Origin of the sequence: Streptomyces sp. NPDC015032 (genome assembly GCF_043080425.1) — a bacterium.
Lineage (GTDB): Bacteria > Actinomycetota > Actinomycetes > Streptomycetales > Streptomycetaceae > Streptomyces.
On the sequence record NZ_JBIBVN010000038.1, the window covers coordinates 26,645 to 48,647 of the forward strand.

20 protein-coding genes and 1 pseudogene are annotated in these 22,003 nt (G+C 69.5%); 13 read left to right on the top strand and 8 right to left on the bottom strand.

Annotation, left to right across the window (positions count from 1 at the left end):
• Positions 1–5: 5 nt before the first annotated feature.
• The gene (locus ACF08M_RS33930) at positions 6–1,037 is read left to right on the top strand and encodes an SMP-30/gluconolactonase/LRE family protein (RefSeq protein ID WP_392189111.1); all 1,032 of its coding nucleotides are present in this window, start codon (positions 6–8) and stop codon (positions 1,035–1,037) included.
• A 3-nt stretch (positions 1,038–1,040) separates the two neighbouring features.
• Here ACF08M_RS33930 and ACF08M_RS33935 read toward each other — a convergent pair whose 3' ends face one another.
• The 3 genes from ACF08M_RS33935 to ACF08M_RS33945 form a co-directional block, all read right to left on the bottom strand.
• The gene (locus ACF08M_RS33935) at positions 1,041–1,667 is read right to left on the bottom strand and encodes a TetR/AcrR family transcriptional regulator (protein ID WP_392189112.1); all 627 of its coding nucleotides are present in this window, start codon (positions 1,665–1,667) and stop codon (positions 1,041–1,043) included.
• Between the two features lie 352 nt (positions 1,668–2,019).
• A complete protein-coding gene (locus ACF08M_RS33940) occupies positions 2,020–2,679 on the bottom strand; it encodes an NADPH-dependent FMN reductase (RefSeq protein ID WP_392189113.1) in 660 nt (219 codons plus the stop codon).
• A gap of 31 nt (positions 2,680–2,710) precedes the next feature.
• Positions 2,711–2,974 (bottom strand): hypothetical protein, encoded by a 264-nt coding sequence (locus ACF08M_RS33945; RefSeq protein ID WP_392189114.1) that lies wholly within the window; start codon positions 2,972–2,974, stop codon positions 2,711–2,713.
• Positions 2,975–3,275: 301 nt separating this feature from the next.
• Between ACF08M_RS33945 and ACF08M_RS33950 the strand changes: the two genes are divergently transcribed.
• The 6 genes from ACF08M_RS33950 (at position 3,276) to ACF08M_RS33975 (ending at position 9,864) form a co-directional block, all read left to right on the top strand.
• Positions 3,276–3,671: a hypothetical protein gene (locus ACF08M_RS33950; protein ID WP_392189115.1), complete on the top strand. Its 396-nt coding sequence runs from the start codon at positions 3,276–3,278 to the stop codon at positions 3,669–3,671.
• Between the two features lie 57 nt (positions 3,672–3,728).
• Complete coding sequence (locus tag ACF08M_RS33955) at positions 3,729–4,217, top strand: hypothetical protein (protein WP_392189116.1); 489 nt, start codon at positions 3,729–3,731, stop codon at positions 4,215–4,217.
• A gap of 239 nt (positions 4,218–4,456) precedes the next feature.
• Positions 4,457–5,131: an alpha/beta fold hydrolase gene (locus ACF08M_RS33960; RefSeq protein ID WP_392189117.1), complete on the top strand. Its 675-nt coding sequence runs from the start codon at positions 4,457–4,459 to the stop codon at positions 5,129–5,131.
• A 698-nt stretch (positions 5,132–5,829) separates the two neighbouring features.
• The gene (locus ACF08M_RS33965) at positions 5,830–7,350 is read left to right on the top strand and encodes a PLP-dependent aminotransferase family protein (protein WP_392189118.1); all 1,521 of its coding nucleotides are present in this window, start codon (positions 5,830–5,832) and stop codon (positions 7,348–7,350) included.
• Between the two features lie 133 nt (positions 7,351–7,483).
• Positions 7,484–8,569, top strand: a complete 1,086-nt coding sequence (locus ACF08M_RS33970) for a sugar phosphate isomerase/epimerase family protein (RefSeq protein ID WP_392189119.1) — start codon at positions 7,484–7,486, stop codon at positions 8,567–8,569.
• A complete protein-coding gene (locus tag ACF08M_RS33975) occupies positions 8,566–9,864 on the top strand; it encodes a nitrate/nitrite transporter (RefSeq protein ID WP_392189120.1) in 1,299 nt (432 codons plus the stop codon). Before ACF08M_RS33970 ends, ACF08M_RS33975 begins: the two co-directional genes overlap by 4 nt.
• Before the next feature lie 196 nt (positions 9,865–10,060).
• On the opposite strand, the gene ACF08M_RS33980 is transcribed toward ACF08M_RS33975, so the two are convergent.
• Positions 10,061–10,774: a GntR family transcriptional regulator gene (locus tag ACF08M_RS33980; protein WP_392189121.1), complete on the bottom strand. Its 714-nt coding sequence runs from the start codon at positions 10,772–10,774 to the stop codon at positions 10,061–10,063.
• A 305-nt stretch (positions 10,775–11,079) separates the two neighbouring features.
• Here ACF08M_RS33980 and ACF08M_RS33985 point away from each other — a divergent pair, with 305 nt between their 5' ends.
• The 6 genes and pseudogenes from ACF08M_RS33985 to ACF08M_RS34010 form a co-directional block, all read left to right on the top strand.
• Positions 11,080–12,180, top strand: coding sequence for an ABC transporter substrate-binding protein (locus tag ACF08M_RS33985; protein WP_392189145.1), 1,101 nt, complete (start codon positions 11,080–11,082; stop codon positions 12,178–12,180).
• Complete coding sequence (locus ACF08M_RS33990; protein ID WP_392189122.1) at positions 12,177–13,109, top strand: ABC transporter permease; 933 nt, start codon at positions 12,177–12,179, stop codon at positions 13,107–13,109. The genes ACF08M_RS33985 and ACF08M_RS33990 overlap by 4 nt, the downstream gene beginning before the upstream one ends.
• Positions 13,097–13,924, top strand: a complete 828-nt coding sequence (locus ACF08M_RS33995; protein ID WP_392189123.1) for an ABC transporter permease — start codon at positions 13,097–13,099, stop codon at positions 13,922–13,924. Before ACF08M_RS33990 ends, ACF08M_RS33995 begins: the two co-directional genes overlap by 13 nt.
• A 277-nt stretch (positions 13,925–14,201) precedes the next feature.
• On the top strand, positions 14,202–15,329 hold the full coding sequence (locus ACF08M_RS34000) for an ABC transporter ATP-binding protein (protein WP_392189124.1): 1,128 nt from the start codon (positions 14,202–14,204) through the stop codon (positions 15,327–15,329).
• 123 nt (positions 15,330–15,452) lie between these two features.
• Positions 15,453–16,139 (top strand): HAD family hydrolase, encoded by a 687-nt coding sequence (locus tag ACF08M_RS34005; protein ID WP_392189125.1) that lies wholly within the window; start codon positions 15,453–15,455, stop codon positions 16,137–16,139.
• 25 nt (positions 16,140–16,164) lie between these two features.
• Positions 16,165–16,236: pseudogene (locus ACF08M_RS34010) on the top strand (hypothetical protein); the annotation flags it as partial.
• A 218-nt stretch (positions 16,237–16,454) separates the two neighbouring features.
• On the opposite strand, the gene ACF08M_RS34015 reads toward ACF08M_RS34010, so the two are convergent.
• The 4 genes from ACF08M_RS34015 to ACF08M_RS34030 form a co-directional block, all read right to left on the bottom strand.
• Positions 16,455–16,877: a hypothetical protein gene (locus tag ACF08M_RS34015; protein ID WP_392189126.1), complete on the bottom strand. Its 423-nt coding sequence runs from the start codon at positions 16,875–16,877 to the stop codon at positions 16,455–16,457.
• Between the two features lie 613 nt (positions 16,878–17,490).
• A complete protein-coding gene (locus tag ACF08M_RS34020; protein WP_392189127.1) occupies positions 17,491–18,531 on the bottom strand; it encodes an NAD(P)/FAD-dependent oxidoreductase in 1,041 nt (346 codons plus the stop codon).
• 642 nt (positions 18,532–19,173) lie between these two features.
• A complete protein-coding gene (locus tag ACF08M_RS34025) occupies positions 19,174–19,602 on the bottom strand; it encodes a MarR family winged helix-turn-helix transcriptional regulator (protein WP_392189128.1) in 429 nt (142 codons plus the stop codon).
• A gap of 43 nt (positions 19,603–19,645) precedes the next feature.
• Entirely contained in the window at positions 19,646–21,583 is a 1,938-nt protein-coding gene (locus ACF08M_RS34030; RefSeq protein ID WP_392189129.1) for a multicopper oxidase family protein, read from the bottom strand.
• Positions 21,584–22,003: the final 420 nt, after the last annotated feature.

Consider the following 22,003-nt stretch of genomic DNA (forward strand, 5'->3'; position numbering starts at 1 on the left):
ACCCCATGACCACGCACCGCACACTCCGCGCCCTGGCGGGTCTGGCAGCCATCGGACTCCTGGCACTGACCGGATGCGGCACTAAGACCGGCGCCGCCCCGGCCTCGGACTCCTCGCCGTCCAAAGAGGGCCGAGGCATCCGGGCCACCCGGGTCGCGCACGTGACCGACGTGCACGAGGCCACCGGCATGACACTGCTGGAGGGCCCGGTCCTGATGGAGAACGGCGACCTGTACGTCGTGGACGTCACCGCGCCCCCGGGCGAACCCAAGGTCATCTCCGTCGACGTGGCCACCGGTGAGCACCAGGGCGTCTACACCGACAAGACAGGTGCCTACACTTCCGCTCAGATCAGCCCGTACGACGGGCGCCTGTACCTCACCGACTTCGCCACCGGTTCCGTCGTCAGCATCGAGCGGGACGGCTCGGACCCGCGCACGTTCTTCTCCGGCGAGGTCGACGGCTCGCGGATGACCCCGGACGACATCGCCTTCGACGACGAGGGCAACCTGTACGTGAGCGACTCGCACGGCACCAAGCCCGGCGACACCGGGGGGCGCATCGTGCGCATCGAACGCGACGGCACGGGGACGATCGTCCTGACCGGCGGGCTCGCCCACCCCAACGGGGTCATGTTCGACCCCGAGGCGCGCGGCCTGTGGATCAGCGAACTCACCGAGGACACCGTCTCCTACCTGTCGCTCGACGCCGACAAGACCGCTGTGACCTCGCAGCACAAGGCCATCCGTGTCGACGGCGGCCTGGCCCAGACCGACTCCATCGCCGTGGACGCCGCCGGCAACCTCTACCAGGCGCTGCACGGCCGGCCGGCCATGGCCGTCTACAGCAAGTACGGGGAGCGCCTCGCCACTGTCGAGGTCCCCGCCAAGGACGCCGGGGGTCTGCGGTCGGCGACCAACGTCGCCATCGCCCCGGGAGGCCGGGCGGCCTACATGACCGTCAGCGGCCCCGACGGCGGGTACATCTACAGGTTCACCGCGCTCGCCGAGGGGATCCGCCAGTCCAACGGCGGCTGACGGTCACTCGTCGACGGCCGCCTCGAAGGGCCGCAACGGTCCCACCTCGACGCCGAGCAGCCGCCAGGCACGCAGGGCCAGGCGCTCTCGTTCCGCCGGGGTGGGGCCGGCGACGGCTCCGGAGACCATGGCCACTGCAAGCATGACGTCGTCGGGCGACAGGCGATGGCCTGCGGGCAGGCACCCGCTCAGGGCGGTGCGGACGCGCTCGGACAGGGTGCGGGCCTGCTCACCGCGAACCCGCAGGAGGTCGACGAACGCCGTCGAGCGGCTCAGGTGCCAGGTGATCACGCCCAGGACGCTCTCCGGGCTCGCGCCGGGCTCGGCAGCGGCCCGCTCGATCTGCCGGACGTTCTCGTCCAGGACGGCGGAGGCCAGAGCGACCCGGTCGGTGAAGTGCCGGTACAGGCTGCCCTGCCCCACCCCGGCACGGCGGGCGACGACGGACAGAGGTGCGTTCAGGCCCTGTTCGGCGAAGACCTCGCGGGCGGCGGCGATAAGGGCGGTCCGGTTGCGGGCCGCGACCCGGCGCCCCTGGTTGGCCGGGCGGCCCTGGCCGGGCGGCCCTCCTTGCGCGGCCGAGCTCCGGGCGGCGGGCCGCGGGTCCTGGGACTCGGCGGGTTTCGTCACCTGGGAAGCGTAGTACGACCACGCAAGGGCAGGTCGGGTTCGTCCGTGACTCCGGCCCGGGCCAGGTCCAGCATCTCGTGCGCCACGAGGACGGCTTCGGACTTGTCGATGTCCGCCGCCGCCCGGTGGGCCGGCAGAAGCGTGTTCCCTGGCCATCGCGGCAGCCCGTATCCAAGCGGGGCATGCAGGCCTCGCCCGCGCCACCACCAACGGCGAACTGCCGTGCCGGGTGAAGAACCCGAACGGGCCCGCCCTCGCCTCCCGGCTGCGCAATCTGCGGCCGCCCAGCCCGCGCTTTCCCCCGCCGAACCGTTCACGGACGCTCGTGGTACTGGCGCGGCCAGTCCCAAAGTCAGCCCTCGGCCCGCTGGGTGACCGGTGCGTCGGTGCGGTCGCCGGGGAACTCGTACCAGCGGCGCTGCAGGCAGACGAACTGCACGTCGGCCTGTACCAGCTGCATGAACCCGGAGATGATCTCGGCGAGCCGCTCCTGGGCTTCGGGTCGGGCGAGCCGGCCGTCCTCGGTGAAGCCCTCGTGCGCGCGGGGCAGGCTGAACATGTCGGGGTAGACCCGTGTCCCCAGGTGCTCCAAGGGGACCCGCAGCGCCCACAGGCCGCGGTTGCCACCGATCAGCGACGGAGAGGCCGACAGCAGCAGCGCGTGCCTGGTCTTGAACGGCTGCGGCCGTACCCGTGACACCCAGTCGATGGCGTTCTTCAGCAGCCCCGGGACGGAGCCGTTGTACTCGGGAGACGAGATCACGAACGCATCGCAGCGCTCGATCCGCTCACACAGGGCCAGAGCACCCGCGGGCAGCCCCTCGGCGGCCTCCACATCCCCGTCGTACAGCGGCATGTCAAAATCCCGCATGCCGGCCATGTCGACCTCAGCACCGGCTTCGGCGACCAGGCCCGACGCCAGCGAGGCCAACTGCGCATTGGTGGACCCGGCACGCCGGGCCGCACCGAATACAAGGACCCGAACGGGAGCCGGGCCAACGTCCGTGGTCATCCTGTGGTCCCTTCCAGCAGGCGGAACGCCCTCAGCAGGCAGTTTTTCCCGGCCCCGGCCTGCCGCACGCGACGACACGCTTGCGGCCGGCGGACGGCTTTCCCCGAACAGGCCGGACGGAGCAAGAACAAAGCAGGTTGCCGTGTTCGATGCTCCGGACGCCGGCCCGCAGCGCGCGGTTGACGGCACGCGCCGTGCAGGCGTGCCCCGCGACGTACCGGTTCGCGGCCTCTGCCTCCTCCACCGTGGCGCGGATCTCATCCACCGACAGCTGGGTGGAGTCGATCCGGGCCACCGCGACATGGGGCAGCCCGGTCCGGCACCTCGCGGGGGCGCCGGAACTTCCGCTGCTGCATCGCGCGCTCAGGCCGACGGCGGGGCCAGGGCGACTGGGAGACGTAGGAACGCGGTCAGCGGACCGGACTGGGAGACACGGATGACAACGGGTGCGGGGGTCGTACCGGCCGCCGTGTGACATCTGGTCGTCCGCCGGCACGACGTTGGTCTCTGGTCCCGGTGCAGTGACGTGCCCGGCCCGGACGTCGATACGCCCGGGGGTACCTGGGCTAGGGTGTCGGGGCCGAGGGATTGGAGGAATGGCGATGCATCGCAAGCGGCACGGTGCCATAGGCGCCGCCCTCGCGCTGCTGACCCTGCTGGCCGCACTGTTCTGCGCCACGGCCGCCTCCCCGCCCGCGTTCCAGGCAGCGCCCTCCTCGACGGCGGCAGACCCGCACGTGGCGCCGCGTCACGAGACGCTGGACGGCGCCAGTCACGACGCGTCCTTCTCCGCAGGAAAGGCGTCGTGCCTGAAGAAGGTTCAGCCGGAGCAACAGCACCTGCGGACCGGTGCGCTGCTCGATCGTGCTCTGCCGGCGCAGGCCGATGAGATGACATCTCCGGTGCCGGCATCCGGGCACACGGGTGTCCGGTACTTCGAGCCGAACCCGTCTCCTCCCGACCTCACCGAACTCTCCGTACGGCGGGTGTAGGCCCGCGCGCCGTTTCCGCGCGTCCCTGTCACCTCCCCCGACCGGAAGAGTCATTCGTTGTCTGTCTCCCGCTCCCCCCGTGCGGCGTGGGCCGCCCTGCGCTGCTGGCCCCGAAGCCGATGGGCCGCTTTGGCGGCGGCCACGCCATTGGCGGCCCTCGTCCTGGGTGTGCCCACCGCCCTCATCCCGACCCCGCTGTTTTCCCGCTCCGTGCCGCCGGAGTGGTGGAACTACCCGGTGCTCGTCCTCACCAGCGTGCTGTCGGCCGTGGTGCTCGCCACCTATGTGCGAACCCGGCCCGTCTCGCGCCATGACGACGCGACCGGGCGTTCGCTCGGGTCGGCCGGTGCGGTGCTGTCCTTCCTCGCCGTCGGCTGCCCTGTCTGCAACAAGGCGGTCCTGCTCCTGCTGGGAACCTCGGGCGCGCTGAGTTACTGGGCACCCCTGCAGCCCGCGATCGCGGTGCTCTCCCTCGTCCTGCTGGTCGAAGCCGCCCTACGGCGCCTGGCCGCCGAGACAGCCTGCCCCGTGAGGCCCGCTGCCTGACCACTGCCCTCGACGGCTCGGCAGTGCCGGTGGCCACCGAGTCCCTCTGCCGGGTCGACTCCGCAGCCGCCCGCTTGCACAACCGGCGGTCTGCATCAAAGAGGCTGGTCATCCCGTGGTCAGTCGAACGTGGCGCTGTCCGTGCTTCGGTTGGCAAACGGTTGCCACGGTCATGACCGATGATTCTCATTGTTCCCGGCGGTCTCAATGTTCCAAGAGCGAAGCGAAGAATGAGAGGGATGGGAATGTTTGTCCTGATTCCCGGGGCCGGGGGTGCGGCCTGGTACTGGCATCGTGTGGTGCCCGAGTTGCACGCCAGGGGGCACAAGGCGGTCGCTGTTGAACTGCCCGGCGCCGACGAATCCGCGGGGCTGCCCGAGTACACCGACGCGGTGGTTGCTGCGATCGGCGACCACGACGACGTTGTGCTGGTGGCCCAGTCGATGGGTGGCTTCACCGCCCCGATGGTCTGCGCTCACGTGCAAGTAGATCTGTTGGTGCTGGTCAACGCGATGATCCCGCTGCCGGGCGAGACGCCCGGACAGTGGTGGGACAACACCGGATCGCCGGCGGCCCGCGTCGCAGCAGCCGAAGCAGGCGGGTACAGCCCGGAGTTCGACCTGTCCACCTACTTCCTGCACGACGTGCCCGCCGAGGTCGCCGCCGCCGGCGCGGCGCACGACCGGCCCGAGGCCGACGCCGCGTTCAGCCAGCCTTGCGGCATCGAACGGTGGCCAAACGTGGCCACTCGCGTGCTTGCCGCAGCCGAGGACCGGTTCTTCCCCGCGGAGTTCCAGCGCCGAGTGGCCCGCGACCGCCTCGGGATCAATGCCGACGAGGTCCCCGGCGGTCACCTGGTTGCGCTGTCGCGCCCGGTCGACCTGGCCGACCGACTGATCGAGTATCTGCGCTGACGGGCGGCGGACCTTCCCCGTCCGACGACACCACAGCGCCGTCATTTCCCACGCTGCGACCCGTCCCCGAAAACACCTGCCGCCGCTGACGCAGGCGGCCGCGCGCACGGACAAGGGCCCGGCGCGACTGTCCGGAGGCAAAGCGGCGGCGGGGCCGTGGCCGGGGCGGGCCGTGGTCGGGGACCGTGAGCGACGGCGCGGTCCCGGATGCGGTCCCGGATGCGGTCCTGGAGCTTGGCGGCCGTCTTGGCGGCGGCCTCGAACGCCCGGCGGGTCTGCTCCACCGCGGCGACACCGGTCGCCTGCTCCGGGCCGCGGCTCGCCTTCCGGTCCGTACGGGGCGGCCGCGGGCGGGACCTCGGGGCGGCGGGCACGACGACGGTGTGCGGCCGGATCCGGGAGCCCAGGCGATCCGAGCGCCGCACCGCATGGACCCGGGCCCGCGGCGCGCCGGCGGCAGGACGGGCCCATGCGGGCGCGGGCCGGCGGACGCGCCACGGCCTGGTCCTCCGTGTCACGCGGGTACAGCGGCCGTCGGCGACGGCCTGCATGATCTGTTCGTCCGGGCCGGGCACGGTGGGGGCGGCCCCGCAGGACGTGGGCGAGGCGGCGACGGGCTTCGGCGAGCAGGTGCCGACGCTTGCACGCGCCGCATATCACGTACCGCTGCCTGATGCAGCACTGGCTAGGATGAGGACATGTCAAACCCACCGGCGCGCCCGCGCATCCTGAAAGGTGCCGGGGGCCGGATGCTGGCCGCGGTCAAGCTCGACCGCGGTAGCGCCCTGCCGTTGCACCTGCAGCTGTATCGGCATCTGCGGGGACTCATCCTCGACGGCACCCTGCCGCCGGAAACCCGATTGCCCTCGACGCGAACGCTCGTCGCCGAGCTCGGCGTCTCGCGGCTGACCGTGGTCACCGCGTTCGAGCAGCTCACGGCCGAGGGGTTCCTGCGTGCGCGCCAGGGGGACGGCACGTATGTGGACGCACTCTGGACGGCCGCGATGGCACCGGCGCCTGTTGCGCGCCCGCAGCTGTCCGAGCGCGGCGCAGCGATGTCGGCACGCGGTGCCAGCCTGTTCAGCGAGGCGCCGCACTGGTGGGATCCGAAAGACACCGAGTCGTTCGTCCCCAGCCAGGTAGCGGCATCCGCGTTCCCTGCCGGGGTGTGGCGGCGGCTGCTGGCGCGGCACGCAGCGCGCACCGACGCAGCCGCCATCGGGTACGGCGACCCGCGCGGGTACGAGCCACTGCGCCAGGCGATCGCCGACTACCTCAATGACGTGCGGGGCCTCGGCTGCGGCGCCGAGCAGATCGTGGTGACCTCCGGGGCACAGCAGGCCTTCAATGTCCTGGCGGTGCTGCTGCTCGACCCTGCCGACACGGTGCTCGTCGAAGACCCCGGCCACATCTCCGGAAGGCTCGCGTTCCAATCGCAGGGATGCCGTGTCCAGGGCGTTCCAGTCGACGACGCGGGCGCGGTGGCGGCAGGGGGCGACCCGTCTGCACGCCTCGCCTACCTCACGCCGTCCCGGCAGCATCCCCTGGGCACGGTCATGAGTCCGGCGCGGCGCGGGGAGTGGATCGCGTGGGCGCAGGCGCACGGGCGTTGGATCGTCGAGGACGACTGCGACAGTGAGCTTCGCTATCACGGCACGCTGCTGCCCCCGTTGTTCGGACTCGACCAGGCGCGGCACGTCATCTACGTCGGCACGTTCAGCAAGGTGCTGGCGCCGTCGCTGCGACTGGGCTACGCCGTGCTGCCCCACGACCTCGTCGAGCCGTTCACGTCGGCCTGCTCGGTGATCGGCCGCACCCCCGCGACCGTGATGCAGGCGGCGCTCGCCGACTTCCTCGCCGAAGGGCACCTGCATACCCACCTGCGGCGCACGCGCCGGCTGTATGCCGCCCGCCAGGACGCCCTGCTCGAACAGCTCGACGCGCAGCTTGCGCGCCGGCTGACGGCGGGGCCGGTCGCCGCCGGGCTCCACGTGATGGGGTGGCTTGGTGAATCCGTCAACGACATCGACTGCGCGCGCGGTCTTGCCCGGCAGGGCGTCTTCACGTATCCCCTGGGGGAGTATCGCGTGCAGCGCCGGCTGCCGCCTGCGCTGCTGATCGGGTTCGCGGGCACCGCAGCCGAGCACATGGCGCGTGCCGTGGCGCGGATGGCAGGGGCGTTCGAGCGGCTCGAATCCGGCGGAGCTGCCGAGGTGTAGCCCGAGAGGCGGGCCCGCCGAATTGGTCCGCAGAACTGGGCTGCCAATGGCTCTAACGCACCATCCATTGCGTTGTTAGGAAGAAGAGGTGGCGGCGACGCACAGTCGCGACCCGCTTTCCAAGGAGACAACGATGCCCCACCTCGATGCGCAGTTCCGAGCACTCCTGAGTCCGAATCTCACCGCAGCCGAGATCGAGCAGGTCCCCGGCCTGACGGCCGAGCGTGCGCGGGTGCTGATCGACCGGATCGACCGGGTCCGGCTCTTCGGTCACTCCTACGCCCTGCTCACCAACCTCACCTTCGGCACCTACGGCCCCGACGACGTCCTCGACTTCGCCCGGGAGCACGGTCTGGCCGGCGTCTGCGTCCATGTCCTGGACGGCGAGGAGCGCAGCCTGAGCCGAATGAACGACGACCGGCTTCGGGCCTTCGCCGCCCGTGCCCGCGGCTACGGCATGGCCTTGCACATCGAGATCAGCACGACCGAGCGTGAGCCCGTGGACGAGGCCGTCCGGATCGCCGGCGTCCTCGGCGTCGAGCACATTCGCGTCTACTCCCGTTACGAAGGGCAGCTGTCGCAGGTGCTGTCGCGTATCGAGGACGATCTGCGCCGCCTCGGCGACCTCGCCGACATCCACGGCCTGCACTTCTCGTTCGAGCAGCACGAAGAACTGCGCTCCGGCGAGATCGCTCAGCTGCTGCGCACCGTCGGGCACCCCCGTCTGCACGTCATGTTCGACTTCGGCAACATGATCAACGCGTGTGAACAGCCGATGGATGCCCTGGCCCAGCTGGCGCCGCATGTCCTGCAAGCGCACCTGAAGGGCGTGCACGTCCTTCCCGAGGGCGACGGGTTCGGCCACCGCGGCGTGCTGCAGGGCAGCCCGGAGGACGATCTGCCGGGGGCGCGGATGTTGTTCGACCTGCTCATGCTCGGCGACGACGAGCCGCAGGTGATCACCTTCGCGCTCGAGCAGGAGAACCTGTACTACGCGCCCGCCTTCCGCCATCACAGCGAGGGCGACGATCCCTTCATCCCCTACCGGGAGCTGAGCACCACGGGCCTTCCCGAAGGATGGGCGCTGCGCGACCTGCTCGCCGACGAGCCCGGCTGGGCTGTCGACCAGGTCGTCCATGTGCGCGGGCTGCTCGCCCGGATGCGCGAACTCGCTGCGGCTCGCCTGGCCGCCGCCGGCGCCCCGGCAGGTGCGCAATGACGGACATCATGATGAAGGCCGCGCCGGCCAAGACCGGGTTCGACAGGGCCAAAGGGACGCGTTTCGCGGTCCTCGTGATGGCGGGCGGCACCATCTACAAGCTCGCCAACATCAAGGACGTCTTCTACGTCCCGATGCAGCAGCAGATGGGGCTGAGCAACACCGAGATCGGTGCGCTACTGAGCGTGAACTCGCTCGTCGCGACAGCGCTGTTCGTGGTCGGAGGGTACCTGGCCGACCGGTTCTCGACCCGCATCCTGATTCCGCTCGGGCTGATCGGGGCGGGCGGGCTCGGGCTCTATATGAGCACGTTCCCCGGGTACGGGCAGCTGGTGCCGATCTTCGCGGTGCTGGCCGTCTGCTCCGACTGCCTGATCTGGCCGGCGCTGCTCAAGAGTGTCCGGCGCCTGGGCGGGCCGGAAGAACAGGGGCGGCTGTTCGGCTTCTTCGAGGGCGGTCGCGGCGTCGTCGACACGCTGGTCGCCTTCTCGGCGCTCGGTGTGTTCGCCCTGCTCGGCTCGGGCGCCGCCGGTTTCCGTGCCGCGATCTCCTTCTACGCGCTGATTGACATCGCCGTCGGCGTGCTCCTGTTCTTCCTGCTGCGTGGCCAGGGCCCCGAGTCCGCCGTGGATGCGCCGAAGAAGAAGCGTGTCGGTCTGAGCGAGATCCTGCATGCCGCCCGGCTGCCGCAGCTGTGGTGGGTCAGTGCAACTGTGTTCATGGTGTACGTCGTGTACTGCGGTCTGACGTACTTCATCCCCTATCTCACGTATGTGTACGGGCTGCCGGCCGCCCTCGCCGGCGCCTACGGCATCATCAACCAGTACGGTCTCAAGATCCTCGGCGGCCCGCTCGGCGGGGTACTCGTCGACAAGGTTTTCAAGGGGGCCAGCAGGTACCTCCGTCTCGGGTTCGTGTGCCTGATCCCCATCACAGTGATCATCCTGCTGCTGCCGGCCGGTGGGCAGAACCAGGTCCCCGCGATGGCCGCCTGCCTGTTGTTCTCACTGATCATCTTCACGATGCGCGGTGTGTTCTGGGCGCCCATGGACGAGGTCGGCATCCCCAACCAGGTCAGCGGCACCGCGTTCGGCATCGCCTGCCTCGTCGGTTACGCCCCCGGAATGTTCGCCTTCCTCGTGTACGGCGCGATCCTCGATGCCAACCCGGGTGCGGCGGGATACCACCTGGTGTTCGTCCTGATGGCCGCACTCGCGCTGGTGGGTGCGGGAGTCGCAACCGGCCTGGCACGTGTGGCCCGCGCGCACCGTACCGCCGCCGTGCGGGAGGGCTGAGCCCGCTCCACGGGGGGTGCGGGAGCTGAGCGGGAAACGGAGGTACAGCCACGACGAGGCGCAGCTGAGGGTGGTGCAAGAGCGCTACGGAGCGCAACCAGACGCCCTCGGCAACATCCTGCTGCTCGCTCCGGCCGGCCAGGTGAAGGGACGGCGGCGGGAATTCCCCCTACCGATGTGCAGCGCCTCGACCCGGTCAGCCACGGCGGCGCGAAAGCGCTGTCGTGGCTACCGAGTTATGCACCGTGAATGCCACCGTGCCCGGCAGAAAGCGGTCCTCCGACCACGCCAATGGTGTGCCCGCCGGATCTGTCACACGCCGCCGCTCCTGTATCAACGGCCCGCCGGCCGCGCAGCCGAGCCGGCGTGCGTCCTCTGCGTCGGCGTAGACGAGGTCAATGGTGTGTTCGGCGTCGGCGAACACCACTCCGAGGTCCGCCAGTGGCTCGGTGTGCGAGATGGCATCGGGTTCCAGGCCGGCGATCATGGCGCCGATGCGCTCAGGGTAAATACTGCGTTCGATCATGACCGGCACGCGTGACAGCGTCCGCAGCCGCAGTACCCGGTATATCTGCGACCCTGGTTCGAGAGCGAGTTGTTCACACTCCAACGGGCCGGCGGGACGGCATTCGACATCGATCGTGCGGCCGCCCGGTTCCTCTCCGATCGATCGTGCCCAGCGGGTGAAACTCAGCAGCTCGAAGAAGCTCTGAGTGCGTGCGGTGCCGAGTACGACGCGCCGCGTGCCACGACGGGACGTGACCAGGCCGTTGGCGCGCAGTACTGACAGCGCCTGGCGAACGGTGCCGCGGGACACGTCGTACTGCTGGGCGAGTTTCTCCTCACTGGGCAGACGCCCGCCGGCCCCGTAGGCCCCCGAGGCTATGGCTTCCCGCAGGTCGGCTGCCAACTGCCGGTACCTGGCCCCGGCTGCGCGACTGTCTGCGCCTGCCATGCCGCCCCCTTCGCCATCAGCCGCCTCCCGCTGCTCCGGATGACCTTATCCGCTGGTCGCAGCCGTCTACCAGGCAGGTTCCAGCCGCCGGGCCGGCGTACAGCCTCTTCCTGTGAAGCTCGCCCCTTCGCGTGCTGGTGTTCATCTCCTGGACATCCTCCTTCGCGGTAATGGCTCAAGTTGTACAGCCAACTTCACTCCACCTGGAGAACCTTGTGAAACTGCACGTTCGCACGGTGAGCCTTGCCTGCTCCGTCGTCATGGCCGCGGTTGGGCTCACTGCCTGCAGCTCGTCCAGCAGCGCTGGGGGTGATGGCGGCAGCAGGGCCGCGGCCTCGGCAGAGGAGTTCGGCGGCATGGACGCCCTTGTCTCGGCCGCAAAGAAGGAGGGCAAGTTGAACGCCATCGCCCTTCCTCGCGACTGGGCGAACTACGGCGAGATCATCGACACCTTCGAGAAGAAGTACGGGATCAAGGTCGAGGTCGAGAACCCCGACGCTTCCAGCCAGGACGAGATCAGCGCGGTCACCTCCCGCAAGGGCCAGGACCGCTCTCCGGACGTCATCGACGTGGGCGGTGCCTTCGCCATGAGCGCGGCCGGGCAGAACCTCCTGGCGCCGTACCGGGTCAGTGCGTTCGACCAGATCCCGAAGACGCAGAAGGACCCCCAGGCCCGGTGGTACAACGACTTCGGCGGCTATATCTCCATCGGTTGTGACGCGGCCCGTGTCAAGAAGTGCCCGAAGACCTTCGCCGAGCTGCTCGATCCGCAGTACAAGGGCCAGGTCGCGCTGACCGGCAACCCGACGAAGTCCGCCTCGGCCTTCGGCGCCGTGTACGCCTCGGCACTCGCCGGCAAGGGCTCCTACGACAACGTCAAGCCCGGCCTGGACTTCTTCGCCCGCCTGAAGAAGGCCGGCAACTTCAACCCTGTCGAGTCGAGCCCTGCGACCATTCAGAAGGGCGAGACGCCGATCAGCATCACCTGGGACTACCTCAACGCCGGGTACGCGGACCAGTTCCGCGGCAAGGGCGTCGACTGGAAGGTCAGCATCCCGGTGGACGGTGTGTACGCCAGTTATTACTCGCAGGCGATCGTGAAGTGGGCACCGCACCCGGCCGCGGCCCGCCTGTGGCAGGAGTTCCTGTACAGCCCCGAGGGCCAGAACCTGTGGCTCAAGGGATACTCCCGCCCGGTGCTGATGCCCTCGATGAAGCAGGCTGGAACTCTCGACACGGCCTCCGCGGCCAAACTCCCGCCGGTACCCGGCAACGGTGCGGGCGCCTTCCCGACCGAGGGCCAGATCAGCAAGGCCAAGCAGGACGTCGCCCAGGGCTGGTCCCAGGCGGTCGCCGGATGAGTGCCATCCAGACGGTGGCCGGCGGCGACAGCAGGACCCGTTACGCCGGCCGCAGTGCAGGCCTCGGGGCCGGCCGGCGGCGACGCCTTCCGCGTCTGGCCGGCTGGCTCGGTGTCCTGCCGCTGCTCGTATTCGCCGCCGTGGTGTTCGGCCTGGCTTTCGGGACGATGGTGTTCGGCGCGTTCACCACACCCGGGACCGAGCCGGGCGGGGCCCGTCTCACCGGCGCGAACATCAGCGCCTCGCTGCACGGCACCTATCTGACCGCGCTGCTCGGCAGCGTCAAGCTCTCCGCCGTCTCCGCGTTGGTCGCCACCGTCGTCGGCCTGCCGATCGCCCACGTGATCGTGACCTCGCGATTCCGCGCCCTGCGAGAGGCGGTGCTGGCAGCGTCGGGCGTGCTGGCGAACTTCGGCGGTGTGCCGCTCGCGTTCGCCTTCGTGGCGACGCTCGGCAACGCCGGCGTGCTGACGAGCCGCTTCCACCTGCTCAGCCGTGGCTGGAGCCTGTACGGCTTCTGGGGCCTGACCTTGGTCTACCTCTACTTCCTGATTCCGCTCATGGTGCTCACGCTCACCCCAGCTCTGGAAGGGCTGCGGCGGCAATGGCGGGAGGCCGCCCGCAACAACGGTGCGAACGCCTTCCAGTACTGGACACATGTCGCGCTGCCCGTCCTCACACCCTCACTCCTCGGCGGCTACGTATTGCTGTTCGGCAGCGCGTTCAGCGCCTATGCGACCGCCGCCGCGATGGTCGGCAGCTCGGTACCGCTGGTCACCATGCAGATCGCGGACGCGTTGTCCGGCGACGTCCTGGTCGGCCAGGGCAATGTCGCGCTCGCACTCGGTGTCGACATGGTGCTGGTGGCAGGGCTCGTCATGGCCATTCAGCTGCCGCTGCAACGCAGGAGCACACGATGGCTCGCCTGAGCGAACTCCGGTATGGGCGCGCCGCCGTGCTGCTGCTCACCGGTGCGTACTTCCTCGTCCCGATCGCCTGCGCCGTCGCCTTCAGCATCGGCGCCGGCATCCCGGGCCGGAGCATCGACTTCGGGGCCTACACCGGCATCTTCAGCGCCAACGGCTTCACCGACAGTCTGACGCTGACTCTGAAACTGGCCGCCGCCACCATCGCGCTTGTGCTGGGGCTGCTCGTGCCTGCCCTGGTCACCGTACGACTGGCCGCACCGCGCCTGCGCACACTCGTCGAGATCGTGTGCATGCTGCCGCTGGTCGTACCCGCTGTCGCCCTTGTCGCCGGAATCAGCGCGGTGTTGAGCTGGGGACCGGACCACTTCGCCGGCACCCCGGTCTTCCAGGCCCTGGTAGCCATCCAGGATCAGAACTTCCCCTTCGTCCTGGTGCTCGCGTACACGCTGATGGCACTGCCGCTGGCGTACCGCACACTCGACGCCGGGATCGCAGCCATCGACCTGCGGATGCTTGTCGAGGCCGCCCGGGCCTGCCGGGCGCCATGGCCGCGCACCCTCCTGCAGGTGGTGCTGCCCAACCTGCGCGGGGCGCTGCTCAACACGGCGTTCCTGACCCTGGCGCTGGTGCTCGGGGAGTACACCGTCGCCGCGATCCTCGGCTACCAGCCGTTCGCCGTGTGGATCCTCGCCATCAGCGGCTCGCAGGCGCAGATGTCGGTGGCCGTGTCGGTGATGGGCCTGCTCGTCACCTGGGCACTGCTGTTGATCGTCGCCACTGCCGGACGCGCTCGCCATCCCAAGGAGTCCCGATGACGGAGTCGAGCCGCCTGTGCGACGGGCAGGACGGGCGCGAAGGCCCGGTTGTCGCGCGGAAGGGCCCGCAGAACGCCGGCCCGCCGGCGGGCCAGCGCGATGACGGCCTGGACGTGTTCGCAGCCCTCGCCACGCTTCTTGAGGCAGAAATCCCGGTTCGGTCCCCCACCAAGGCGCCCCGAAGAGCCGGACGGCCACTTCCTGGGAGCCACTGAAGGCAAGACCCCATAAACCACATCCGGCCCTCCCGGGCCGGCAAACACCTTACGGAGACCCCATGACCGACCTCGCAAGCGACCTCGGAACCATCAGCCCGACGCGGGCCGGTGCCACCGTCGAGTTCCGCGGGCTGCGCCGCTCCTTCGGCGCCACGACCGCGCTGGACGGCCTGGACCTGACGGTCGAGCCGGGTGAACTCGTGGCGCTGCTCGGCCCGTCCGGTTGCGGCAAGACCACCGCACTGCGCACCCTCGCCGGATTCGAGCGGCCCGACTCGGGCGAGGTGCTCGTGGACGGCGAGGACATCACAGGCGTTCCCGCGCACCGCCGCGACGCGGGCATGGTGTTCCAGTCCTACAGCCTCTTCCCGCACCTGACCGCCCTCGACAACATCGCCTTCGGGCTGCGGATGAGCGGCATCCGCAAAGCCGAGCGGCGGGCTCGCGCCGCCGAACTCCTCGAACTGGTCGGACTGCCCAAGCACGCCGGCCGCTATCCGCATCAACTGTCCGGAGGCCAGCAGCAGCGGATCGCGCTGGCGCGGGCTCTGGCACTGCAGCCACGCGTGCTGCTGCTCGACGAGCCGCTGTCGGCACTCGACGCACAGGTACGGCTGACGCTGCGCGAGGAGATCCGCCGTCTCCAGCAGAAGCTGGGCATCACGACCCTTTTCGTGACACACGACCAGGAGGAAGCCCTCTCCATGGCTGACCGGGTCGCAGTGATGCGTGCCGGGCGACTGGAGCAGTGCGCGCCTTCGGCGGAGCTGTACGAACGCCCCGCGACCGCGTTCGTTGCCGAGTTCGTGGGGGTGATGAGCCGGATCCCCGCCCGGACCGGGACGGACGACAAGACCGTGCACGTGCTCGGCCGCAGGCTGCCGGTCAACGGGAGGCTGCTGGGCACCCAGGGCGCCGGCGGCACCGGTGAAGTGGACGTACTGGTACGGCCGGAGGCAGTCGAGGTCACGCCGGACAAGAACGGCACGTCCCGGATTACGGGCGCGGCGTTCCTGGGCGCGGCCTCGCGGTTGACCGTGCGGCTGGCAGGCGGCGCCGAGGTGTCGGCCGACGTGCCCACACACGCCATGACCACGCTACCGGTCGGTGCGGCGGTGACGCTGACACTGCCGGAACGGCCCGTGCTGGTGGACCGCCGCCGCGCAAGCGGCTGCGGGGGAAGCTGACGGACCAGACCGATGCCCCACCACAAGACACCGTCAGTTGTCATCGCCCCAGCTGACGAACCCTTTGCTGGACGCGGAGCGCCGTCTGCTCCCGCTCCTGACTTCCGGATGGAGAAACGCACCTTGGAACGCATCGCCGCACCCGTCATCCCCGCTGCCGTCCTGTTCGACATGGATGGCACGCTCGTCGACACCGAGCGGCTGTGGAGGGCTGCGGTGGAACAGGTCGCAGGCCGGATCGGGCGGCCACTGACCGACACGGACACCCCTCATGTACTGGGCCGGCCGGCTGCGTACACTGCTGCTCACCTGCACCGCACTGGTGCTCCGGCGGCCTGCGACGCCGACGCGCTCGCCACCGAGCTGGATGCCGTGTTCGCCGCCCGGGTCGCCCGCGATATCGTCCCGCGTCCGGGCGTACTGCGCCTGCTGGACGAGCTGGCCACGGCCGGCGTGCCCACAGCGATCGTCTCCGCCTCGCCGCGCCATGTCGTCGACCTCGTGCGAGCGGCGCTGGGGGAAGACCGGTTCACGCTGACTTTCGCAGTCGAGGACACCGTCCGCACCAAGCCGGCGCCTGACCCTTACCTGGCCGCAGCCGCTGCTCTGGGCGTCGATCCGCACGCGTGCGTGGTCGTCGAGGATACGCCCACGGGTGTCACCTCGGCCGAGGCTGCCGGGTGCGCGGTGCTCGCCGTGCCCTCCACCGTACTGATCCGGCCCGCGGCCAACCGGACAGTCCTCGACTCCCTGGAGCGGGCCGACCTGGCCCTGCTCGGCTCCCTCATCACGTCGGCGGAAAGGAAGTGACACCGTGGACGACATCCGCCACGTCGTGATCCCGATGCAGAAGAACCGCAGCTTCGGCCACTGCTTCGGCACGTGGAACGGCGTACGCGGCTTCGACGACCGCCAGGCGGCAACAGCGTGTTCCGTCAGCCCGCACCGTCCCGACCCGGCAGCGGGTTCCTGCTGCCTTGGGGCGTACGGATGGGCGGGCGGCCCCGGCCGTGCTGCGCCGTCACCGTCCAGGCTTCAAACCGCCGGGCCGAGGGCGCGGCGGCCCCGTCCGACGCGCGGCCGTGGGCAGTGGTCGTGCCGGCTGTCCACGGCCGCGCTGCCGGCTCAGCGGACGTGCACCGTCACCACGTCAGAGGCGTGCAGGCGCACGGGATTCTGGTCGTGCGGGCTGGTCAGGCCGTACAGCACCGCACGGAATTTCAGGTTGCCGCGGCGCGCGGAAGTGCCGTGGGCAGTGACCCGCACGTCGCCCTCGACCGCGGCGCTGCAGTTCTCCTGGTGCCAGCCTTGGCCGAAGCCGTTCTCCTCCAGGCACAGCTGGTGCAGGTAGCCGGCGCTGTCATCGCCGCCGTGCGCCTTGACCGTGATGGTCTTGCCGACCTGCGCCGTGGGCGGCGCCGTGATGTCCACACTGCCCTTGGCGAACGCCGGCCCGGCGGCCAGGGTCACTGAGGCCAGACCCAGCGCACCGATCACAGCCACACGGCCGCCCCGCGTCTTTACCCCGGTCTTCTTCGTCCTGGTCATGGACTTCCCTCCCGCGGATCCCCCACCTGGCGAGACCCACCCCTTCGCGAAGGCGCCCGGCGCGCCTCGCTGACTGTCCAGATGAGCCGGCCGCCCCACGCGTTGCCCCTCACCCGGCACCTTTACGAATTCACGACATAGCCCGCCAACCAGAGCCTGATCCCGCCAAAGCCTTTCTTGGGAGCGGTGTCCCGCCGACCTGAGCGCTCCGATATCGCAAACGGCAAGAAGGGGGCGTCGTCCAGCGGTAGCGCTTCTGGGCCTTTCGGCTGTCTCAGGTGACAGCTCGTGGGGCACGCGCGTGAGGCACCTGGCACGACGCCCTTCACGCTTGCGGCATGCCGTCGCGCGGCGCCCACTGCCGCCTGCCTGTGAACGGCACCGCGGCGTACCGCGCTTGGCGCGACACCCAGATGCACCGGGGGTGGCGTTCGTAGCGGTGATTGAGTCTGCGGTAGCCGGTCAGCGACGACGGATGACCCATCTGCGGCGTCCGAGCCGTTCGCTCCCCTCGTACACAGCGCAGGCGCCCCCAGGCGGCCGGCCGGCCCGGCGACAGCTACGGCCCCACCATGGCCGGCCGGGACGGCTGCTCCTCGCGTACCCCGCCCGGTCAGGCGAGTTCTTGAGCCACGTGAGCTCCAATCGCTCCGGACAGGATCATCGCCGGGTGTGCCGCAGCCAAGTACAGGCCGCTGACTCCCTCCGCGTAGCCGAGAAGAGGACGACCATCACGTGGCACGGGACGGTCGGCAATGGCCGCATCCAGCAACTCGACCTCATTGCCGCCGGCAAGGAGCCTGCGGATCGCGCGCAGGGTCGGTCGGGCAAGTTCGCGAGGATCGTTCTCGAACCCCTCCGGGACGTCCTCGGCCGCGATCAGCGTCGTATCGTCCAATTGCCTGATCTCGAAATCCGGGCCGGAAAGAATGCCGTTCACCAGCGGATACGGCGTGGAGTATCTGATCAGACAGCAGGGTGAGGCATCGATCTCGACGACGGCTCCGGTTGACGCGGCAAGTCTGGGAGTCTCGGTCCCCGTAGCGAGCACGACGGTCGAGCCGTAGACGGGCCCATGAGCGGTCGAGACACCGCGCACCTCAGTACCGTCCGTCAGCAATGACAGCGCGTCGGTTCCCGGATGAACGGTGGCACCGTTCTCCTCGGCGGCTCGAAGGAGCGCTCGCGTGAACGCAGCCGGGTCGACGCCGACGTCGCCCGGCGCGTATGCGGCTACCTTCGGAGCCTTGAGCAAGCTGGGTTCGCGAGCCAGCACGTCTTCTCTGCTCAGGAGCCTGATCGGATGACCGAGCGCATGATGGGAGTCGATGAATTCCCGCGTCTCCGCTTCCGTTTCCTCCCAGGTGATCGCGCCACAGCTACGAAGGCCGACGGGCTCAGTGAGTTCGCGCTTGAGACGGTCGAATTCTTCGGCGGCGCGCCCTCGCAACTGATCGGAATAGGCTGCCGCGGCACTCTTTGCGAACCCAATCCAGGCAAACGATTTTCCGGTCACGCCTTCAGCCGCGGAGCTCCGTTCCAAGACAGTGACCCGGCGGCCAGAGCGTGCGAGATGATGCGCGATCGAGGCGCCCACAATCCCGGCACCGATCACGAGAATCGGGTCGTTCTCACGACCATCAATGCGTGACATGATCAAGATGATATCCGGCACGGTTTCGGGCAACTTCGCTATCCGAAACATGGTCGCTCGGGAAGTACAGGCCGACCTCGACGGCCTCGTCCCACCCCTGGCAGGTCGGCGGCGGCTCAGCGGAAGCCACGTCGAAGACCACATCGATGTCGCCGCAAGAGGTGCCGGTCGGGCGTAGGCCGAATCCGTGTTGATGCAGACCAGGCCAGTGCCTGCGAGTTGTTCGTCGATGTCCTGCTCCGACGGGCCGGCGTCCGTGCCGGCCCCGACGTACTGATGGTCGACACCCGGACACGGCCCGGCCCCTGAACCGTCATTGATCTCCCCGGTCCTCGGTCTCCGGCACCGTGCTGCGTCCGCGCACCGCACCGGGTGCGCGAGCCGCAGCATGAGACATGCGCGTCGGGTCGGACCGCGCTCCAGAAGCCATGTGAACGCGCAGTTCGCCGCGCTGCTCGTCACTTCGCGGCAGCTTCGGGAGAGCAGGGCCGAGATCTCCGTGGTTCTGGTGGACCGAAGGCTTCTCAGCGCGATCCCACGGGTCCACCGGTGCGCTTCAAGTCGGTGCATCTGCGGGTTCGGGTGAAACACGGGGATGCTGAGCGAGCCGAAGGGCTTCGGCCGTGACATCCGCAGGAGTCACTACGGTGTGCCGGGGGGCGGTTCGACACGTGCCAGCCAGGCGGTGAGCAGTTTTTCGAGGCGTGCGGCCTCGTCGGGGTTGAGCTCGTCGAGTATGCGGCGTTCATTGCTCATGTGGTCGGTGAAGGCCCGGTCGAACAGCTCCCGTCCCACCGCGGTGAGTGCGACCACGCGTCCCCGGCCATCCTCGACGGACCGGCGACGTGTGACCAACCCGTTGCGTTCGAGCCTGTCGATGCGTTTGGTCATCGCGCCCGTGGTGACCATGGTGAACGTGGCCGGCTCGCCAGGGGCGCGCTCGAAGGGCTCCCCGGCCCTCCGGGGCGCCGCCAGGACGTCGAACTCTCCCTCGTTCAGTCCGTAACGCCGGTAGACCAGGCACAACTGCTCGGTCAGAAGACCGGCAGGGCGATGGAGCCGGCCGATCACACCCTGGGGGCCCCTGGTCCCGCAGGGCCCTCGTCCTGCGCCGTCATCCGACGGTGTAGGGACGCATCATCTCGTTGTCCTCGTGTTCGAGCATGTGGCAGTGCCACACGTACCGGCCAGGCCGGTCAAATGTCGCCTTCAGCCTCGTCACAACACCCGGGTAGGCGACTGCTGTGTCTTTGAAGCCGCTCTCCCACGGCTCTGCGGGCCGGGCTGCACGGCCGGCCTGTTGTCGGTCGAGGACCTGGAACTGGACCTCGTGGACATGGATCGGGTGGGCATCCTTCGTGAGGTTGTGAATCTCCCAGATCTCTGTCGCTCCCAGGGCCGGATTCTCCGTGACGGGGTCGTCCCAGTGCATCGGGACAGCGGCTCCGTTTCGGTCCAGGGTGCCGAGCAGCATGTGCCGGGGTCCTACATGCGGGAGTGATGCGGAGTTCTGCTCACTGAGGGAAAGCCGTCGGATGCGGCTCGCCTCCCCCAACGGCTCGAACGACGGCAGCGACAGCTGGGAGGGTGGGACGGTCCTGTCCAAAGCGGTGAGTGCTCCTACCGTGAGCTTCATGACCTGCCCGGTGGTGGCCGGGTCGGCCGGGGAGAAGTCCGAACCCGCCTTTCCGCCCTGGAACGCTTTATCAGGGCCCTCATTGATGAGATACAACTCGGTCCCGACCGGTACCGATGCGAAGTCGACGATCACGTCGGCACGCTCGGCGGGAGCGATGAGCAATTGGTCTTGTCGTACGGGCGCGGGGAGGAAGCCTCCCTCGCTGCCGATCTGGCAGAAGGGGAGGGCGGGGGCCGCGGGGCGGTGGGCGAGTGGGCGGGTGGCAATCTTCAGGATCAGGTATCGCGAGTTGCATCCGTTGAGAAGCCGGAACCGGTAGCGGCGCGGTTCGACTTGAAGGACCGGCCAGGTCCTCCCGTTGGTCACCATCATGTTGCCGAAGAACTCGGGATTCCAGATCGGAGAGATGTCGCTGTCCGGGATGTAGGGGCCCCTGAATCCGTCGAAGGCAGTGCGTCCGGCCGGGTAGAAGAGGCTGCCGTCGGCGTGGAACGAACGATCCTGGATGACGAGAGGGATCTCGTAGTACTTCCGGCCGGGCGGATCACCGGCCCGGGGTGCGGGACCGGGCAATACCCCGTCGGGAAGGTCCGCAGGTCCGCCCCGCAGAAGGTAGAACCCTGCCAGTCCGGCGTAGACGTTCAGCCGCGTGACGCCCATGGTGTGGTCGTGGAACCAGAAGGTCGAGGCTCTCTCCTCGTTGGCGTACTGGAACACGGCGTCCCCCCGGCCCCAGGCGTCGCCGAACCGGCCTTCGAACTTTTCCTTGAACTCCTCGTAGAACGAGCCGACTTCAGCGTATCCCGCCGGAATGTCAAGCGCGCCGGGAAGGTACCAGGCTTCGGTGTAGCCGTCGCTCTCCTCCGAGTTCCGCCCGCCGTGCAGGTGTGTCACGATCGGCACCGGGCCCGAGTACGGTCCGGGTGTCGAGCGGAATCCGGGACGTGAGTCCCGGGCCGACGCTCCGCCCGGAGGGTTCGCCCAGTGCAGTGTGGGGTCGACCGGCAGCAGGTGCGGCAAGTACCGGCCTCTGCGATCAAGCAGCTGGTTCTTCCACCTCACCCGGGCAGGCGTTCCGGCACGGGCCTCGATGGTGAAGGCGGGGTAGTGGAAGCTGCGCGGATGCAGAGCCGATCCGTACCCCCACACGGTCGTCGCCGGCAGACCGGAGGGCAGCACCTGCTGCTGGAACTGTCGCACGCCGATGACGTAGTGGTCGATGTGATCAGCGACGCCGCCCCCGGCCTGCGGCATAACGGGCGGGACGACGAGCGGAGTGACGTACTTGTCCACCTTTACCGGATCCAGAACGCCCTTGCCGCCGGGCTCGCGCAGACGTGGAGGCGCGGTGGCTGCCGGAAGGAGCACGAACATTCCGCCGACCGCTGCCTGCACGACACGTCGCCTCGTCACCACCTGCGTCCTCCCTCATTTGCCGGACCGGCTCCGGCGCTGCTTCCTTTACCGGCTCCGCCCGGCAGTACCCCGGGACCGCCCACAAGGGCCGGGCACCATCAGGTTGCCGCAGCCGGCAGATCCGCGCGTTGCCGTAATCCTCCAGGGGAGGGATCCGGCAACCAGCTCGGGCCCGGGGGTGGTGGGTCGCCGCGGAGGCAGCGGCCGGGCGGGGTGTCCTGTCTCCCCTGCCCCCGCGACGGGCCGGGGCCGGGCGTCACCGTCCGGCGCTCCGGCGGCCTCCCGGGCGAAGTGCCCGCTCGATGCGGCCCGGTGTTCCGCCCGGAGGGGCCGGGCGTTGCAGGTGTCGGGCATCCGGGACAGGGCGTCCGCCTCGGCAGGGTTGGCGGTGAGGTCATAGTCGGACTTCACGCCGGT

Bases quoted from the DNA above. Each gene is read 5' to 3' on its own strand.
- ACF08M_RS34020 (WP_392189127.1), bottom strand. From the start codon at position 18,531: ATGTCACGCATTGATGGTCGTGAGAACGACCCGATTCTCGTGATCGGT.
- ACF08M_RS33990 (WP_392189122.1), top strand. From the start codon at position 12,177: ATGAGTGCCATCCAGACGGTGGCCGGCGGCGACAGCAGGACCCGTTAC.
- ACF08M_RS33965 (WP_392189118.1), top strand. From the start codon at position 5,830: ATGTCAAACCCACCGGCGCGCCCGCGCATCCTGAAAGGTGCCGGGGGC.
- ACF08M_RS33975 (WP_392189120.1), top strand. From the start codon at position 8,566: ATGACGGACATCATGATGAAGGCCGCGCCGGCCAAGACCGGGTTCGAC.
- ACF08M_RS33970 (WP_392189119.1), top strand. From the start codon at position 7,484: ATGCCCCACCTCGATGCGCAGTTCCGAGCACTCCTGAGTCCGAATCTC.
- ACF08M_RS33950 (WP_392189115.1), top strand. From the start codon at position 3,276: ATGGCGATGCATCGCAAGCGGCACGGTGCCATAGGCGCCGCCCTCGCG.
- ACF08M_RS33930 (WP_392189111.1), top strand. From the start codon at position 6: ATGACCACGCACCGCACACTCCGCGCCCTGGCGGGTCTGGCAGCCATC.
- ACF08M_RS34015 (WP_392189126.1), bottom strand. From the start codon at position 16,877: ATGACCAGGACGAAGAAGACCGGGGTAAAGACGCGGGGCGGCCGTGTG.
- ACF08M_RS33940 (WP_392189113.1), bottom strand. From the start codon at position 2,679: ATGACCACGGACGTTGGCCCGGCTCCCGTTCGGGTCCTTGTATTCGGT.
- ACF08M_RS33960 (WP_392189117.1), top strand. From the start codon at position 4,457: ATGGGAATGTTTGTCCTGATTCCCGGGGCCGGGGGTGCGGCCTGGTAC.
- ACF08M_RS33985 (WP_392189145.1), top strand. From the start codon at position 11,080: ATGGCCGCGGTTGGGCTCACTGCCTGCAGCTCGTCCAGCAGCGCTGGG.
- ACF08M_RS34000 (WP_392189124.1), top strand. From the start codon at position 14,202: ATGACCGACCTCGCAAGCGACCTCGGAACCATCAGCCCGACGCGGGCC.
- ACF08M_RS33995 (WP_392189123.1), top strand. From the start codon at position 13,097: ATGGCTCGCCTGAGCGAACTCCGGTATGGGCGCGCCGCCGTGCTGCTG.